Consider the following 15,113-nt stretch of genomic DNA (forward strand, 5'->3'; position numbering starts at 1 on the left):
CCATGCACGTCGTCTTCCGCGAAAGCCACGGGTTAGAGGAAACCGAGACCCCAACCGATCTGGGCCAAAGCCCGGCGGATCTGATTGTGCTGTCCTTTTCCGACAGTGATCTTGGCGCTTTTGCGGCAGGCTGGCATCGCGGTGGCGGATCCGAGGGTCGGATGCCGACGCTGCGGCTTGCGAATCTGACGGCGTTGAAGCACCCACTTTCTGTTGACACATACGTGGAACAAACACTGGAAGGCGCCAAAGGCATTTTGATCCGCCTTATTGGCGGCGTGCCTTACTGGTCCTATGGCCTACAACAGGTTCTGTCACTGGCCCAAACCAAAGACATCGCACTGGCTGTGCTGCCAGCGGATGGGCGTGAAGATACGCGGCTTGACGACTATTCGACCCTGCCCGTCTCGACCTTACGGCGGTTGGCGCATCTGTGTGACACCGGGGGCGAAGTCGCGGCGCAGGCGGCACTGGCGCAGATGGCGTTGGCAGCAGGACTTTATGCCGGGCCTGTAATGGGGTCCAAGGCAATTCCCGAATGCGGTGCATGGTGCCCGGATCGTGGTGTGATTCCAGCCGAAGCCGCGTTTGTTGGCGATGCCCGGCGCGCGCTTGTCACGTTTTACCGCGCTTACCTGACCTCGGCGGACACCGCGCCGGTTGCTGCGCTGATCCGCAGCCTGCGTGGCCGGGGGGTGGACGCCGTTGGGATGTTTGCACCGTCCCTGAAGGCACCAGCTGCGGCAGATTGGTTGCGGGATCAGGTCGTCGCGCTGAACCCGTCAGCCATCATTAACGCCACCTCATTCTCGGGTAAGGGCGCGTCGGGTACGTCACCGCTGGACGCTGCGGGCGTGCCCGTGTTTCAGGTCGCCCTGTCAACCGCGCGCCGCAAGGCGTGGGCCGAGGCAGAACGCGGCCTCTCTCCAGCCGATCTCGCCATGCATGTGGTTCTGCCCGAAGTGGACGGGCGGGTGTCAGCAGGCATCGCCTCGTTCAAGGAACCGGGAAAACGCGATCCGCATCTGGAGTATTCTCGTTTTGCCCACCGCGCCGATGCCGAACGGATTGAGGCGATTGTCGACCGGGTAATAGGTTGGCTGAACCTCAGCGAAAAACCTGTGGCCAAGCAAACGCCTACTCTGGTTCTTTCAACCTATCCCGGCAAGGACTGGCAAATGGCCCATGCTGTCGGGCTGGACGCACTGGCCTCTGCCGAGGCTATGTTGAGTGATTTGCAGGCGGAAGGCTACGACACTGGCCCGGCTGAGCCGATAACCGAAACCTTGCTGGACGCCCGGATATCTTGGCCGTTGGAGGACTACCTGTCGGCGCTTGCGGACCTGCCCGAGCAGTTGCGATCAGACCTCGAAGCCGTCTGGGGCCAACCTGAGGACGACCCTGCCCTAACTGATGGCGCGTTTCGCTTTACCGCGCTTCGACGTGGAAAGGCTTTCGTAGCATTGCAACCGGAGCGCGGCACACCCGAGCTGCGAGACGATGAATATCATGATCTGTCCCGGACTCCGCGCCACGGATACGTCGCCTTTTACCTGTGGCTGCGAAAGTGTCTTGGCACCGATGCTCTGATCCATATTGGCGCACATGGGACGCTGGAATGGCTGCCGGGTAAGTCCGTAGCCCTGTCCGCGACGTGTTGGCCCGAGGCACTGATCCGCGATCTGCCGGTGATCTACCCCTTTATCGTGAACGACCCCGGCGAGGCCGCACAGGCCAAACGCCGGATCGGAGCGGTCACGCTGGGGCACATCCCGCCACCGATGAAGGAAAGCGGCACGCCGGACCGGATGGTTCGTCTGGAATCGCTGTTGGATGAATTTTCGAACGCCGATGGGCTGGATCCAAAGCGCCGCGACAGATTGCAGGAAGACATCCGCGACGAAGCGAAAGCCATCGGGTTGGAGAACGATCTCAGCCTCAACCAAGCCAGTTGCACCGCCGAGGCGATCACCCGCATCGATCGATTTGTCTGCGATATCAAAGAAAGCCAGTTCGGAGACGGGTTACATATCTATGGCCGCAAACCTGCCGTGTCAGCCAGCTTCGATACCGAACCGTCAGCCGACGCAGAACGCTCTGCGTTGCTGGATGCGCTGGCTGGAAAACGGATTGAGGCAGGCCCTTCCGGTTCACCTTATAGGGGACGGTCCGACGTGCTACCGACCGGGCGGAACCTATATACCACCGATCCGAGGTCGGTGCCGACCCGCGCGGCCTATACCCAAGGTGTGAAACTGGCCGAAGAACTGGTCCGCCGGCATCTGCAAGAAGAAGGCGACTACCCCAAGGGCCTGATCGTTGACCTGTGGGGGTCCGCCACCATGCGCACCGCGGGCGAAGAATTCGCCATGGCGCTGCACCTGCTGGGTGTAAAACCGGTCTGGGATCCAGGATCTGAACGCGTTTCGGGCATCGAAGTCTTGCCGATCACCGATTTGGACCGCCCGAGGCTGGACGTAACGCTGCGCGTCTCTGGCCTGTTTCGCGACGTATTTCCAACCCTGTCGGCCTTGTACGGTCAGGCCGTGCGTGCCTTGTCGGACCGCGACGAAGCGGCAGACTGGAACCCGTATGCCGGTCTCGCGCCTGCTGCGCGGGTCTATGGCCCGGCACCGGGCAGCTATGGCCTGAACATGACGCAGCTGTCCGAAACCTACACGGATGAGGCACGCATCCAAGCGGGCGACGCGTGGCTGAACGCCAGCTCATACGCGTTGGAAGGCGAGCACATTGCGCAGGATCTTGACGGCATCACCCAACGCGTCACACAAGCAGACAGCTTTGTGCACCTGCAGGACCTGACCGAGACCGATCTGCTGTTGGCCAATGATTATGCCACGCATGAGGCTGGTTTTGCCGCCGCCAAGAAAGTCACCGGCGGCACCGCGCAGCTGTACCATCTGGACAATACCAACCCCGACACCCCCCGCGCCCGCACCTTGCCCGAAGAAATCAGCCGCGTCGTCTACGCCCGCGCGGCCAATCCCGGCTGGATCGCAGGCATGCAGCGGCATGGTTTCCGCGGGGCCGCCGAGATCGCGGCGACGCTGGATCACATGGCCTCGTTCGCGCATCTGTCCGGCACCGTCGCACCGCATCTATTCGACCTTTATCACGACGCGACCCTCGGCGACGCTGAGGTGGACGCCTTCCTGCATGACGCCAACCCGCAGGCGCATCAAGCCATGCAGGACAGATTTCGCGCATTGCTGGATGCCGGGTTGTGGGACACGCGCCGAAATTCGATCCGCGCCGACCTGGAGAAGATGCGATGAGCGCGCCCATCGTTCAGGGCTGGTGCCCCGGCGCCCATCGGCCAATGATGTCGGGCGACGGGCTGGTGGTGCGGGTCCGACCGCGACTGGCACGGTTGGACACACGTCAGGTGTTGGGCCTGTGCGACCTTGCAGAGCGATTTGGGAACGGGACAATCGACCTGACCAACCGCGCGAACCTGCAACTGCGTGGCGTTGCGATCGATGATCATCAACTGTTGCTGACAGAGTTGGCACAACTGGATCTGCTGGATGCCGAATCGGGTATAGAAGTGCGGCGCAATATTCTGGTCTCACCGCTTTACCGGTCAGGTGATCTGACCATGCGGTTGACGCAAGGCTTGATCGACCGGTTGGGAGAACTACCGTCCCTTCCCGCCAAGTTTGGTTTTGCCATAGATACCGGGCCCAAGCGTTTGCTGGCAGGTGATTCCGCGGACATTCGGCTGGAGTTAAACTCGGGTGACCTGATCTTGCGCGCCGATGGTGCCGAAACCGGTCGCCGTGTCGCCGAGGAAGAAGCCATCGACAAACTGATTGCATTGGCGGGTTGGTTTTCAAAGAACTCATCGACGGACGCACGGCGCATGGCGCGTTTGGTCGCCTCTCAAAACCTGCCGCAGGATTGGCAAGGCAACGAGCCAGGACCTGTGGGAGCTGCCCTACGCCCCGGCGCCTGTGATCAAGGCGTGGTGTACGGTGCGGCGTTCGGCCAGTTGCACGCCGCCAGCCTGCGCAGTCTGTTTGACAACACGGGCGCATCTGCCCTGCGTGTCACCCCGTGGCGGTTGATACTGTTGGAAGGCGGGGCGGCGATACCCGCCCCGGACTTTGTAACAGACCGCACCGACCCGCTGATGACCACCGACGCCTGCACCGGGGCACCATTCTGCCCACAGGCTCAGGTGGAAACGCGCGATATCGCCCGTGCCCTGGCGCCGCGCGTGGGTGGCAGCCTGCACGTTTCAGGTTGCGCAAAGGGCTGCGCCCGCATGGGGCCCGCGGATGTCACTTTGGTAGGCAAGGCAGGGCGATTTAATCTTGTCAAACGTGGCCGTGCAGGGGATGAGCCCTGCCAAAGCGGGCTTGACGCAAACACACTTATGACCATGGACCTGACCTGATGCCTTATGAATATGAAACCGATGGCGCGGCGATCTACAAACGAAGCTTTGCAACGATCCGGTCCGAGGCCAATCTTGCCCGGTTTGACACTGATGAAGAACAGGTCGCCGTGCGCATGATCCACGCTGCAGGGATGGTCGGGCTGGAGGAGTTTGTGCATTTCTCGCCCGATTTTGTGCACGCGGCCCGTGCCGCTTTGGAAAAAGGAGCGCCTATCCTGTGCGACGCACGCATGGTCAGCGAAGGTGTAACCCGGTTCCGCCTGCCCGCAGACAATGAGGTGATCTGCACCTTGCACGACGAACGCGTACGCCCGCTAGCCGCTGAGATGAGTAACACCCGCTCAGCCGCCGCGCTGGAGCTATGGCGTCCAGACTTGGACGGCGCTGTGGTGGCAATCGGAAACGCACCCACCGCGTTGTTCCACCTGCTGAACATGCTGGAAGATCCCGACTGCCCCCGTCCTGCAGCCATTATCGGTTGCCCGGTCGGGTTTGTCGGCGCGGTGGAATCGAAAGATGCGCTGTGGGAGGCACAGCCTGTTCCGTCCTGCATCGTCAAAGGTCGCTTGGGCGGCAGCGCCATCACCGTCGCCGCGATCAACGCAATCGCGAGCCGCAAAGAATGAGTGCTGGTAAGATATACGGTGTGGGCCTCGGCCCCGGTGACCCGGACCTGATGAGTGTGCGGGCAGACCGGCTGTTGCGAAACGCCCGTCACGTCGCATTCTTCCGCAAACCTGGCCGCAGTGGTCAGGCGCGCAAAATCGTAAACGGCATGATCCCTGAGGACGCCATCGAATTCCCGATGGAATACCCTGTGACAACCGAAATCCCGCTCAGCGATCCACGCTACAACGAGTTGCTGTCCGCATTCTATAAAGATTGCGCGGCACGTCTCAAAGCTTTGTCGGATCAGGGCGAAGATGTGATTGTTCTTTGTGAGGGTGATCCATTTTTCTACGGATCTTTCATGCATCTTTACAATCGATTGCGCGATGAAGTTAACGTAGATGTTGTGCCCGCCATCACCGGTATGTCAGGCGCCTGGACCGCTACGGGTGATCCGATCACCTGGGGGGATGATGTCCTGACCATTCTGATGGGCACCCTTCCCGAGGAAGATCTGGCGCAACGGATGGCGCAAACAGATGCTTTGGTGGTCATGAAAATTGGGCGCAATATCAACAAAGTGAAACGGGCGCTGCAGAAGGCTGGCGTTTATGAGCGTGCGTGGATCGTAGAGTATGCGCAGATGCCGAACCAGACAGTGACGAAGCTGTCTGAGGCTTGCGATAAGGTAACCCCATATTTTTCGATCATAATTGTGCACGGCCAGGGACGGCGACCATGACGGGATGGATCAAGATTGCAGGCCTTGGCCCCGGCAATGACGATCTGGTGACACCCGAAGTCACAGCCGCGCTGGCGGACGCGACGGATATCGTTGGTTACATCCCCTATGTTGCACGGGTCGCCGAGCGCGAGGGGCTTACCCTGCATGCCAGTGATAACCGGGTTGAAATCGACCGGTCCCAGCACGCCCTGCAAATGGCCGCAGACGGAAGGCGCGTTGTCGTCGTAAGCTCAGGCGATCCCGGCGTGTTTGCCATGGCGGCGGCTGTGTTTGAAGCGCTGGAAAACGGCCCGGACACGTGGCGCAACATTCCAATCGATGTATTGCCCGGGATCACCGCAATGCTCGCTGCCTCGGCCCGCGCCGGTGCACCCTTGGGGCACGATTTTTGCACCATTAACCTCAGTGACAATCTCAAACCCTGGCCCTTGATCGAGAACCGGTTGCGTCTGGCCGCTCAGGCGGATTTCGCAATGGCGTTTTATAATCCTCGCTCGAAGTCTCGCCCGGAAGGTTTTGTTAAAACGCTGGAAATCCTGCGCGAGGAATGCGGGCCCGAACGGCTGATCCTGTTTGCAAGGGCAGTTTCACGCCCGGACGAGGCGATCGGCATTTCAACTCTGGCCGAGGCGACGCCGGACATGGCAGATATGCAGACAGTGGTGATTGTAGGATCGTCGCTGACACGAGTAATTGAGCGGTCCGGGACTCCAATTGTCTACACCCCGAGGTTCACACCGGAATGATCCAGCCAGTCCAACACCTGCGCGACGCTCGACAGTTCTGTCCGCAGTGGCAATGCTGGGCGATCAATCATGACGACAGGTATACCCAACGCGCGCGCGGCATCCAGTTTGGCGCGCGCACCCTTGCCACCCGCATTCTTGGACACCACCACTTGGGTGCCGTGGCGCTCCATCAATGCGCGATCACCTTCAAGCGTGAACGGCCCACGCGCCACCACCACGTCCGCGTTCGGCAATGGCAATGCTTCGGGCTCATCCACCAGGCGCAACAAATAGCGGTGCTGAGGTTGGTCTGCGAAATCATCAAGGTGCATTCGTCCAATGGCCAGAAAGACCCGCTGCGCCGGACCAGCCAATGCGTCAACAGCGGCCGTGACATCGGGAACTCGTTGCCAGCGATCCCCGTCTTGATGTGCCCACGCTGGTCGGGTCAGCGCAGCCAAGTGAACACCCGTAGAAACACATGCGTCAATCGCATTTCGGCTCATTTGTGCCGCGAAGGGATGTGTCGCATCAATCACATGGGTGATCCCGTGATCCTGAATGTAACGCGCCAGTCCTTCGGCCCCACCAAACCCACCAACCCGTACCGGCAAAGGTTGCGACCGCGGCGTGTCGACGCGTCCGGCATAAGAATAGGTCGCGGAAACGCCAAGGTCAGCTATGCTTCGGGCCAACGCATTGGCCTCGGTCGTGCCGCCAAGGATCAGGAGGTTGGGCATGCATAAAGCTCCGTGGCTGACCATTCTGGGGTTGGGCGAAGATGGACTGGATGGCCTGTCACCGGCAAGCCGTCAAGTGCTGGACCGGGCCGAAATCATCATGGGGCCGCCGCGGCATCTGTCGCTGATTCCTGAAACCGGCGCAAAACGTGTTGAATGGCCGGTTCCATTTGCTGATGGTTTGCCAATCCTAACCAAATTGCGGGGGCGGCCGACAGTCGTTCTGGCCTCGGGTGATCCGTTCTGGTTTGGCGCAGGATCGGTTATCGCGCGCAGTTTCGATGCCGGAGAGTGGGTCTCGATCCCCGGGCAATCCACATTTTCACTGGCTGCAGCGCGGCTGGGTTGGCCGCTGGAAACCACGCTGACCTTTGGCCTGCACGCCGCCCCGCTGACGCGGCTGCGCCCTCACTTGTCATCAGGGTTGCGAACAATCCTGCTGCTGCGCAACGGGCAAGCGGTGGCGGAACTGGCGACCTATCTGACAGAAACCGGATTTGCCGACACAACGCTGCACGTCATGGAGGCGCTTGGCGGACCGCGCGAACGGGCGCGCAGCATGTCGCTGACCCAAGCACTGCTTGAGACGTTTGAGCATCCGGTCTGCGTCGGTCTTGATGTTGCGGGGGATGGCCGGGCTCTGCCAAAAGTTGCAGGTAAACCGGACGACATATTCGAAACGGATGGGCAGATTACCAAGCGCCCTATTCGCGCGCTGACGCTGTCAGCGTTGGCCCCGCGACGGGGTGAACATCTTTGGGATATTGGAGGCGGCACCGGGTCGATCAGCATCGAATGGTTGATGTGCGATCCGACGCTGACCGCTACCTCGATTGAACCGTTGGAAGATCGGGCCAGCCGTATTCGCCGCAATGCCGACAGCTTAGGGCAGGATCGATTGGACGTTGTTCATGGAACCGCCCCTGGCGCCCTGAACGGTTTGACCCTGCCAGATGTTGTCTTTGTCGGTGGCGGGCTCAGTACTGAGTTGCTGGACTGGCTTCGGGCGAACCTGCGCACGGGCACCCGTCTGGTCGCAAACGCTGTTACTTTGGAAAGCGAAGCGCTCCTAGCGGCATGGCACGGAAAATTGGGTGGGGACCTGCTGCGTATCGAACTGGCGCAAGCTGGTGCGTTGGGCCCGCGGCGCGGTTGGAAGTCTGCCTACCCGGTGGTGCAGTGGAGCGTGACTCTATGATCGTTGCAGGGCTTGGGTTTTCTTCGACCGCCACGGCGGACAGCCTAAGGGCAGCCTTTGACAAGGCATGTTGTGGACATACCGTGGACGCGCTGGCCACGGTTTTGGACAAGACAGGCCATGCCGCTTTGGCGGAGTTTGTTGCGACAACCGCCCTGCCCCTGCATTTCGTCGCGCCTGAAGATTTGGCTGCCCAACACACCCTTACTTGTTCGCCTCGCAGCCGTGCCGCATACGGCACCGGCAGCGTCGCCGAAGCATCCGCCATTGCCACCGCCGGATCTGGCGCACGGCTACTTTCACCCAGACAGATTTCAGACGACCGGCTTGCGACCTGCGCCGTCGCCATCGGAGGACAAACATGACCGTTCATTTCATCGGTGCCGGACCCGGCGCCGCCGACCTGCTGACCTTGCGCGGGCGCGACCTTATCGCGTCCTGCCCGGTGTGCCTGTATGCCGGGTCGCTGGTGCCAGAGGAAATTCTGGGCCACTGCCCAGAAGGCGCAAGGGTCGTGAACACGGCACCAATGGATCTGGATCAGATCATGGCAGAAATCCAGACCGCCCATACGGCGGGACAGGACGTGGCCCGGTTGCATTCAGGCGACCTGTCAGTCTGGTCCGCAATGGGCGAACAAATCCGGCGTTTGAAAGAGATGGGTATTCCGGTCAGCGTCACGCCTGGCGTGCCCTCATTTGCCGCAGCAGCGGCAACATTGGGGACTGAACTCACGCTGCCGGGACTGGCGCAATCGGTGGTCTTGACCCGCACGCCTGGACGGGCCTCTTCGATGCCCCAAGGCGAAACACTGGTGAACTTTGCCAAAACGGGCGCGACCCTGGCCATTCATCTCTCGATTGGGAATCTGGACAAGGTCATTGACGACCTGTCCCCAGCCTATGGCTCGGACTGCCCGGTGGCGGTTGTCTACCGCGCAAGCTGGCCGGATGAGCGTGTCATTCGCGCGACCTTGGGCACAGCGAAAGAAGCCTTGGACGACAGCATCTCGCGCACGGCATTGATTTTGGTTGGCCCTGCACTGGCTGGTGAAGGGTTCGACGAAAGCTGTTTGTATTCGCGAACCTATGATCGCCGCTATCGCCCGCAAAGCGCTGAAAGCCCTTGGTCAAGCTGGAGCCACGGAGATGACTAACCCCCCCGGCCTTTTGATTTCAGCCCCATCCTCGGGCACTGGTAAGACAACCGTGATGCTGGGCCTGTTGCGGGCGTTGGCAGATGACGGCTTGACCGTTCAGCCCTTCAAAAGCGGACCGGATTACATCGACCCGGCCTTTCACCGGGCAGCTGCGGGTCGCGCCTCGTTCAATCTGGACAGCTGGGCGATGGGAGAGCCTTTGCTGAACGCGATTTCGGCACAGGCAGAAGGCGCGGATATTGTGGTGGCCGAAGGGTCGATGGGCTTGTTCGATGGCGTCGCAAAACCAGGGGAGCTGGGGCATGGAACCAGCGCAGAAACCGCCCTGCGCATGGGATGGCCCGTTGTTCTGGTTCTGGACGTGGGTGGACAGGCGCAATCGGCAGCGGCCACTGCTTTGGGATTTCGGATGTACAACCCCGACCTGCCCTTTGCCGGTGTCATCCTGAACCGGTGCGCCAGCCCCAGACATGAACGCCTGACCCGATTGGGCATGGAGCGCGCGGGGCTGCCCGTTTTGGGGGTCCTGCCACGTCGGGGCGATCTGACCCTGCCAGAGCGGCATCTGGGTCTTATCCAAGCTGTCGAGCATCCCGATCTAGAAAGCGCCATCACCGGATACGCTGCGTTTCTGCGTGAACATGTGGATCTTGAGGCGATCAAACGTGCGGCTTCCTCCGGCCCCTACGGGCCGTCGTCAGCCGCGCTGCCGCGGCCTCCAGCCCAGCGGATTGCATTGGCGCAGGATGCCGCGTTTTCATTCACCTACCCGCATCTGTTGGAAGGCTGGCGCGTTGCCGGGGCAGAGGTTCTGCCGTTTTCCCCTTTGGCCAATGAAGCCCCAGCAAAAGATGCCGACATCGTGTGGTTGCCGGGCGGGTATCCCGAGTTGCATGCAGGCAAGTTAGCCGCTGCCGAGACATTCCTGGCAGGGCTACGCAAACACGCCGAAACCAAACCTGTCCATGGTGAATGCGGTGGCTATATGGCATTGGGCGAAGGTTTGATTGACAAGGAAGGCATGCGCCACAAGATGGCCGGTCTGCTGGGCCTTGTGACATCTTATGAAAAGCGCAAATTCAACTTGGGCTACCGCAAAGCCGAATTGCTGGCGCCCATGCCCGGGCTTACTGCTGGTACAGCCCTACGCGGGCACGAATTCCACTATTCTTCAATCGTGGACCAGCCAGACGCCCCTCTGGCCCGGGTTTTTGACGCCGAAGGCGCCGAAGGGCCACAAACCGGGTCCGTTCGCGGCAATGTGACGGGCACGTTCTTTCACCTGATTGCAGAGGCCTCGGCATGAGCGGGTTTGTCTCGTTCATCGGCTCTGGCCCCGGTGATCCGGAGTTGTTGACCCTGAAAGCCGTCGATCGGATGCAAAACGCCGACGCAGTGCTGTTTGATGATCTGAGCAGTGGTCCGATTCTGACCCATGCGCGTGATGATGCGGATCTGGTGGGCGTCGGCAAACGCGCAGGCCGCCCTTCACCAAAACAGAACCATGTCAGCCGGTTGTTGGTTGAGTATGCCGAAACTGGCGCCCGGGTTGTTCGGTTGAAGTCCGGTGACGGCGGGTTGTTCGGGCGATTGGAGGAAGAACTGGTGGCCCTGCGCGAGGCTGGGATCGACTACGAGATCATACCGGGCATTCCGTCCGCCATCGCAGCGGCAGCGGCCGCAGGTATTCCTTTGACCCGGCGTCTGACCGCGCGGCGGGTTCAATTTGTGACCGGCCATGATGTCAGCGGCAAACTGCCGGAGGATCTGAACCTGCCCGCGCTGGCAGATGCATACGCCACAACCGTTGTCTTCATGGGCAAACGGACATTTCCATTGCTGGTCGAGGCGTTACACGCGCATGGCCTGCCTCTGGACACACCCGCGCTCATGGCCGAATCCGTGTCGACCCCTGATCAAGTGCTGCATCGATCGACCATCGGGGCTTTGTCGGACAGGCTGCAATCCGAGATCGGAACCGCTCCGGCGCTGATCTTGTATGGCCCGTTGGCGGAGTTCGACGATGTATGAACTGAATCTGGTTGGCATCGGTACCGGCAATCCAGACCATGTCACCTTTCAGGGTGCTGAAGCCATCCGCGCAGCGGACTTGATCTTGATTCCGCGCAAGGGCGAGAACAAAGCCGATCTGGCCGGAATACGCGAGCAGATCATTGCGCAAGTGACGGACACCCAACCGACGATTGCTTATTTCGACATTCCCAAAAGACGCGGTGATGACGGTTATCTGCAGGGTGTCGATGACTGGCATGATGCCATCGCGCTACGGTGGCAGGACGCAATCGACGCGCACCCAAACGCGCGCAATGTTGCGTTGCTGATTTGGGGGGATCCTTCGCTTTATGACAGCTCTCTTCGAATCGCCGCGCGGTTGGAGCCCAAACCCGTCAAACGCGTGATCCCGGGCATTACCGCTCTGCAGGCATTAACCGCAGCGCACGGAATTCCAATAAACGACATCGGCGCGCCCTATGTCGTTACGACCGGCCGCCGCCTGCGTGACGAAGGCTGGCCCGAAGCCATATTGACAATCGCGGTCATGCTGGATGGGGAATGTTCGTTTCAAAGCCTTGCAATGGCAGATTATGACATCTGGTGGGGCGCTTATGTGGGTATGACAGAAGAAATCTTGATCCATGGACCGTTGGATGAAGTGGCCGAAGACATCCTTGCAACCCGCGCACAAGCCAGGGCTGATCATGGCTGGATCATGGATATCTATATCCTGAAAAAACGCGCTGTGTGACACGAAACGTCGCAAATGGCGATTGCGTCGGCGCGACGTTCCCGGCTAAATGGAGGCGTCTGGTCCTGCCGGAGATATCCGGATGCTAAGAGGGAATTTGGTGCGCCTTCCTTTGAAGTCTAATCCAAAGCCGCCCCCGCGACTGTAAGCGGTGAGCCTGTGTTCAACCAGCCACTCCCGAAGTTTTGGGGGGAAGGCGAACAGAGGCACCGACCCGCGAGCCAGGAGACCTGCCAGGCGAGTATTGAAACACCGGCCGTCGGGTGCGACGGCACAGGAGGACAAGAAATGACAACACAAACACTTAAGGCATCCGCCTCGCGCGCAGGCCTAATTCCAGCGGTTTTCGCAGTGGTTCTGGGCCTTGGCATCGTCACGCTGGCAGGTCACGTGCAGGCATCCGCGCTGCATGACGCCGCCCATGACGTGCGTCACGCCACCGGCTTCCCCTGCCACTGAGCTCATGTTCAGTCGCATTCTGACCAGCGCTTTGTTCGCTGGCGCTGCAGCGGGGCTGATTGCCGCCTTGCTGCAGTTGTTGTTCGTGCAACCCGTATTGCTGCACGCAGAGCTATATGAATCAGGTGAGTTGGTGCATTTCGGCGGCGCGGCCGTCACCGCCCATCCCGAACTGCCAGGCATGTTCTCGGATCTTCAGCGTGACGCCCTTAGCGTAATCTTCACGATGCTGACTTACACCGGCTACACACTGATTGTTGTGGCACTTATGTCGATTGCCGAAGGACAAGGCCACAAGGTTGATGGCCGAACGGGTGTATTGTGGGGGCTTGCCGGATTTGTCGCAGTGCATTTCGCACCGGGTTTCACCCTGGCACCCGAAGTGCCGGGAGTGGCCGCCGCTGACGTCTTCGCACGTCAGATCTGGTGGTTTGCGACCGTTGCAACCGCTGCCGTAGCCATGTGGTTGATCGCTTTTGGTTCCAACCTCATCAGCTATGTGTTCGCTGCGGTTCTGCTGATGGCGCCTCATATCATCGGCGCGCCCGAGCCGGAGTTTTTCACCGGCCCCGTCCCGACCGAGATCGGCGCCCTATTCGCGGCGCGTGCGTTTGGCATCGGTTTGGCCGCTTGGGTTCTGGTTGGGTCTTTTGCAGGATACTTTTGGCAAAAAGAGGCTAAGCACGCCGAAGCGCACGCCTAACTGGCGACTTAACGGCCCGTCGGGAACCACCCCGGCGGGCTTTTCCCTTTTCAAGGATACAAGATGTCCCGCTCACTTGCTTTGTTTGCAATTGGCCTGATCTTTGGTGGTGGGGCTGGCTTTGTGCTGGCTGCGGCCAACGGCGTCACGTTTGATGGCCATGATCATTCTGATCCCGCGCATCATGGAGGCCATCAGGCCGAGACCGCAGCGCATGATCATTCTGCAGTGATCAACTTGCCTACTGGACCAAACACGCCCAGCGTGAAAGTTACTGTGGTCAAAGACCCCATGGCCGGTTGGAACCTGCATGTCTTGCCGCAAAACTTCGAATTCGCACCGGAAAGCGCATCTGCTGCGGACCAACCGGGCAAAGGGCACGCGCATGTATATGCCAATGGCCTAAAGCTCGCGCGGCTCTACGGCAATTGGATGCATCTTGCAGACCTGCCCAAGGGCGAGGTTGAAATCGAGGTTTCGCTGAACAGCAACAGCCACAGCCAGCTAGTGGTCGACGGGGTTCCCGTCAGCGCCTCACAAGTGATTCAGGTCGACTGAAGCGCCGGTATGCGCGTTCGCAAACACAAACGAAGCCGCCCGCATGGCCGGGCGTCTTCAATCCAGCCCGTAGGGCTACCCAGATAGGTCTGGCAGGTTGCCGCAATATCATCCGCATCCGCCGCCACATCGACCCCGGAAAACACGTAAGAGGCCATGCCGTCCCCCTGAAGCGCCAGCGCCACCGGATCCTGACAGCCATTGAAACAAGCATGCTCGGCAAGCTCAATACGCTCTGCCAGACCTGCCTTGGCAAGCGCGCGCGCCACAGCCTGACGCTCGGCATCGCGATCACGGGTGCCGGAACAGCTGTTGCAAATGAGAATGCGAGTCTGGGCCACGTTTAGCTTGCCTTTCGTTTTCCCTGTTTCTGCGGCTTTTCCGACTAAGGCGCAAGTCCGCGTCACGTTGGACCGCACAAGAATGTGAGTGCGTATCCGTCCGATTTCTGGCATCAAGGGTCCGACCAAAAAAGCGGAGGTCATCGGATGAAAGTTCTTGGGGCAATCATATGTCTGCTGGCCTTACCTACACTGGCCGACGAAGCTTTGTCCGGTTGGGCTGTTTACGACACCGGGAAAAGCTACGAAGAACTGGTGGCGGATACAAAAGCAGCGGTGAAAGAAAACGGGCTGATCGTTGTCACGCAGGCCGGGCCAACCAAAGCGGCAGCCGCGCGAGGGATCACGATTCCGGGCAACAGGGTGATCGGTGTTTTCAACAACGACTTTGCCGTGCGCGTGCTTGAAACCTCAACCGCTGCCATGATTGAGGCTCCCATCCGATTTTATGTCACGGAAGATGACGACGGCACGGCGACACTGTCTTACAAAACGCCAAGTTTTGTCTTTGCACCTTACGTTTATGAGGGGGGCGAAGCCTTGTCTGATATCGCATCAGAATTGGATAACAGGTTTCAGGACATCGCAGAAAACGCTGTCAAATAGTCACACTGGCGTGATCCGCCTTGCGTCCGGGTGCGTCCTCCGCAATCTGCGTCACATTGAGTAATTCGGAGCACGAT

The 15,113-nt window shown here is 60.1% G+C and carries 17 protein-coding genes and 1 riboswitch; of the genes, 15 read left to right on the plus strand and 2 right to left on the minus strand.

The genetic code is table 11. The features are described 5' to 3' along the window. Positions 1 to 2: 2 nt before the first annotated feature. Genes cobN through cobJ form a run of 5 tightly spaced genes read left to right on the plus strand, consistent with a single transcriptional unit; the run spans position 3 to position 6,523 of the window. Positions 3 to 3,296: a cobaltochelatase subunit CobN gene (gene cobN / locus Q1B13_RS04640; RefSeq protein ID WP_299076457.1), complete on the plus strand. Its 3,294-nt coding sequence runs from the start codon at positions 3 to 5 to the stop codon at positions 3,294 to 3,296. Beyond that, a complete protein-coding gene (gene cobG / locus Q1B13_RS04645; RefSeq protein ID WP_299076459.1) occupies positions 3,293 to 4,420 on the plus strand; it encodes a precorrin-3B synthase in 1,128 nt (375 codons plus the stop codon). Before cobN ends, cobG begins: the two co-directional genes overlap by 4 nt. After that, positions 4,420 to 5,049 (plus strand): precorrin-8X methylmutase, encoded by a 630-nt coding sequence (locus Q1B13_RS04650; RefSeq protein WP_299076462.1) that lies wholly within the window; start codon positions 4,420 to 4,422, stop codon positions 5,047 to 5,049. The genes cobG and Q1B13_RS04650 overlap by 1 nt, the downstream gene beginning before the upstream one ends. Then, positions 5,046 to 5,774, plus strand: a complete 729-nt coding sequence (locus tag Q1B13_RS04655; protein WP_299076465.1) for a precorrin-2 C(20)-methyltransferase — start codon at positions 5,046 to 5,048, stop codon at positions 5,772 to 5,774. Before Q1B13_RS04650 ends, Q1B13_RS04655 begins: the two co-directional genes overlap by 4 nt. Continuing rightward, positions 5,771 to 6,523 carry a precorrin-3B C(17)-methyltransferase gene (cobJ, locus tag Q1B13_RS04660; RefSeq protein ID WP_299076468.1) on the plus strand — a complete coding sequence of 251 codons (753 nt, stop codon included), beginning with the start codon at positions 5,771 to 5,773 and terminating at the stop codon, positions 6,521 to 6,523. Before Q1B13_RS04655 ends, cobJ begins: the two co-directional genes overlap by 4 nt. Here the strand turns inward: cobJ and Q1B13_RS04665 are convergent. Next, positions 6,496 to 7,245, minus strand: a complete 750-nt coding sequence (locus Q1B13_RS04665; protein ID WP_299076471.1) for a cobalt-precorrin-6A reductase — start codon at positions 7,243 to 7,245, stop codon at positions 6,496 to 6,498. The genes cobJ and Q1B13_RS04665 overlap by 28 nt on opposite strands. On the opposite strand from Q1B13_RS04665, the gene cbiE reads away from it, so the two are divergent. From cbiE to Q1B13_RS04710, 9 genes are all read left to right on the plus strand, one after another. Beyond that, entirely contained in the window at positions 7,244 to 8,443 is a 1,200-nt protein-coding gene (cbiE, locus tag Q1B13_RS04670) for a precorrin-6y C5,15-methyltransferase (decarboxylating) subunit CbiE (RefSeq protein ID WP_299076474.1), read from the plus strand. The genes Q1B13_RS04665 and cbiE overlap by 2 nt on opposite strands. Further along, positions 8,440 to 8,808 carry a cobalamin biosynthesis protein gene (locus Q1B13_RS04675; protein WP_299076477.1) on the plus strand — a complete coding sequence of 123 codons (369 nt, stop codon included), beginning with the start codon at positions 8,440 to 8,442 and terminating at the stop codon, positions 8,806 to 8,808. The genes cbiE and Q1B13_RS04675 overlap by 4 nt, the downstream gene beginning before the upstream one ends. Next, complete coding sequence (cobM, locus tag Q1B13_RS04680; RefSeq protein ID WP_299076480.1) at positions 8,805 to 9,599, plus strand: precorrin-4 C(11)-methyltransferase; 795 nt, start codon at positions 8,805 to 8,807, stop codon at positions 9,597 to 9,599. The genes Q1B13_RS04675 and cobM overlap by 4 nt, the downstream gene beginning before the upstream one ends. Further along, a complete protein-coding gene (locus tag Q1B13_RS04685; RefSeq protein ID WP_298936742.1) occupies positions 9,592 to 10,908 on the plus strand; it encodes a cobyrinate a,c-diamide synthase in 1,317 nt (438 codons plus the stop codon). The genes cobM and Q1B13_RS04685 overlap by 8 nt, the downstream gene beginning before the upstream one ends. After that, the gene (gene cobA, locus Q1B13_RS04690; RefSeq protein WP_298936743.1) at positions 10,905 to 11,633 is read left to right on the plus strand and encodes a uroporphyrinogen-III C-methyltransferase; all 729 of its coding nucleotides are present in this window, start codon (positions 10,905 to 10,907) and stop codon (positions 11,631 to 11,633) included. The genes Q1B13_RS04685 and cobA overlap by 4 nt, the downstream gene beginning before the upstream one ends. Beyond that, positions 11,626 to 12,369, plus strand: coding sequence for a precorrin-6A synthase (deacetylating) (gene cobF / locus Q1B13_RS04695; protein WP_299076483.1), 744 nt, complete (start codon positions 11,626 to 11,628; stop codon positions 12,367 to 12,369). Before cobA ends, cobF begins: the two co-directional genes overlap by 8 nt. Before the next feature lie 43 nt (positions 12,370 to 12,412). Further along, positions 12,413 to 12,622, plus strand: a riboswitch (cobalamin riboswitch). A 35-nt stretch (positions 12,623 to 12,657) separates the two neighbouring features. After that, the gene (locus tag Q1B13_RS04700) at positions 12,658 to 12,828 is read left to right on the plus strand and encodes a CbtB domain-containing protein (RefSeq protein ID WP_298936745.1); all 171 of its coding nucleotides are present in this window, start codon (positions 12,658 to 12,660) and stop codon (positions 12,826 to 12,828) included. Positions 12,829 to 12,832: 4 nt separating this feature from the next. Beyond that, entirely contained in the window at positions 12,833 to 13,531 is a 699-nt protein-coding gene (locus Q1B13_RS04705; protein WP_299076487.1) for a CbtA family protein, read from the plus strand. Between the two features lie 63 nt (positions 13,532 to 13,594). After that, positions 13,595 to 14,089: a hypothetical protein gene (locus Q1B13_RS04710; protein WP_299076489.1), complete on the plus strand. Its 495-nt coding sequence runs from the start codon at positions 13,595 to 13,597 to the stop codon at positions 14,087 to 14,089. Here the strand turns inward: Q1B13_RS04710 and Q1B13_RS04715 are convergent. Then, positions 14,077 to 14,574 carry a DUF1636 family protein gene (locus Q1B13_RS04715; protein WP_299799713.1) on the minus strand — a complete coding sequence of 166 codons (498 nt, stop codon included), beginning with the start codon at positions 14,572 to 14,574 and terminating at the stop codon, positions 14,077 to 14,079. The two genes, Q1B13_RS04710 and Q1B13_RS04715, sit on opposite strands and share 13 nt — an antisense overlap. 3 nt (positions 14,575 to 14,577) lie before the next feature. Here Q1B13_RS04715 and Q1B13_RS04720 point away from each other — a divergent pair, with 3 nt between their 5' ends. Then, entirely contained in the window at positions 14,578 to 15,036 is a 459-nt protein-coding gene (locus Q1B13_RS04720; RefSeq protein ID WP_299076494.1) for a DUF302 domain-containing protein, read from the plus strand. The last annotated feature ends 77 nt before the right edge of the window (positions 15,037 to 15,113 follow it).

This window comes from uncultured Ruegeria sp., from assembly GCF_947489545.1.
Classification (GTDB): Bacteria; Pseudomonadota; Alphaproteobacteria; order Rhodobacterales; family Rhodobacteraceae; genus Ruegeria.

Bases quoted from the DNA above. Each gene is read 5' to 3' on its own strand.
- cobN (WP_299076457.1), top strand. From the start codon at position 3: ATGCACGTCGTCTTCCGCGAAAGCCACGGGTTAGAGGAAACCGAGACC.
- cobG (WP_299076459.1), top strand. From the start codon at position 3,293: ATGAGCGCGCCCATCGTTCAGGGCTGGTGCCCCGGCGCCCATCGGCCA.
- Q1B13_RS04650 (WP_299076462.1), top strand. From the start codon at position 4,420: ATGCCTTATGAATATGAAACCGATGGCGCGGCGATCTACAAACGAAGC.
- Q1B13_RS04655 (WP_299076465.1), top strand. From the start codon at position 5,046: ATGAGTGCTGGTAAGATATACGGTGTGGGCCTCGGCCCCGGTGACCCG.
- cobJ (WP_299076468.1), top strand. From the start codon at position 5,771: ATGACGGGATGGATCAAGATTGCAGGCCTTGGCCCCGGCAATGACGAT.
- cbiE (WP_299076474.1), top strand. From the start codon at position 7,244: ATGCATAAAGCTCCGTGGCTGACCATTCTGGGGTTGGGCGAAGATGGA.
- Q1B13_RS04665 (WP_299076471.1), bottom strand. From the start codon at position 7,245: ATGCCCAACCTCCTGATCCTTGGCGGCACGACCGAGGCCAATGCGTTG.
- Q1B13_RS04675 (WP_299076477.1), top strand. From the start codon at position 8,440: ATGATCGTTGCAGGGCTTGGGTTTTCTTCGACCGCCACGGCGGACAGC.
- cobM (WP_299076480.1), top strand. From the start codon at position 8,805: ATGACCGTTCATTTCATCGGTGCCGGACCCGGCGCCGCCGACCTGCTG.
- Q1B13_RS04685 (WP_298936742.1), top strand. From the start codon at position 9,592: ATGACTAACCCCCCCGGCCTTTTGATTTCAGCCCCATCCTCGGGCACT.
- cobA (WP_298936743.1), top strand. From the start codon at position 10,905: ATGAGCGGGTTTGTCTCGTTCATCGGCTCTGGCCCCGGTGATCCGGAG.
- cobF (WP_299076483.1), top strand. From the start codon at position 11,626: ATGTATGAACTGAATCTGGTTGGCATCGGTACCGGCAATCCAGACCAT.
- Q1B13_RS04700 (WP_298936745.1), top strand. From the start codon at position 12,658: ATGACAACACAAACACTTAAGGCATCCGCCTCGCGCGCAGGCCTAATT.
- Q1B13_RS04705 (WP_299076487.1), top strand. From the start codon at position 12,833: ATGTTCAGTCGCATTCTGACCAGCGCTTTGTTCGCTGGCGCTGCAGCG.
- Q1B13_RS04710 (WP_299076489.1), top strand. From the start codon at position 13,595: ATGTCCCGCTCACTTGCTTTGTTTGCAATTGGCCTGATCTTTGGTGGT.
- Q1B13_RS04715 (WP_299799713.1), bottom strand. From the start codon at position 14,574: ATGACCTCCGCTTTTTTGGTCGGACCCTTGATGCCAGAAATCGGACGG.
- Q1B13_RS04720 (WP_299076494.1), top strand. From the start codon at position 14,578: ATGAAAGTTCTTGGGGCAATCATATGTCTGCTGGCCTTACCTACACTG.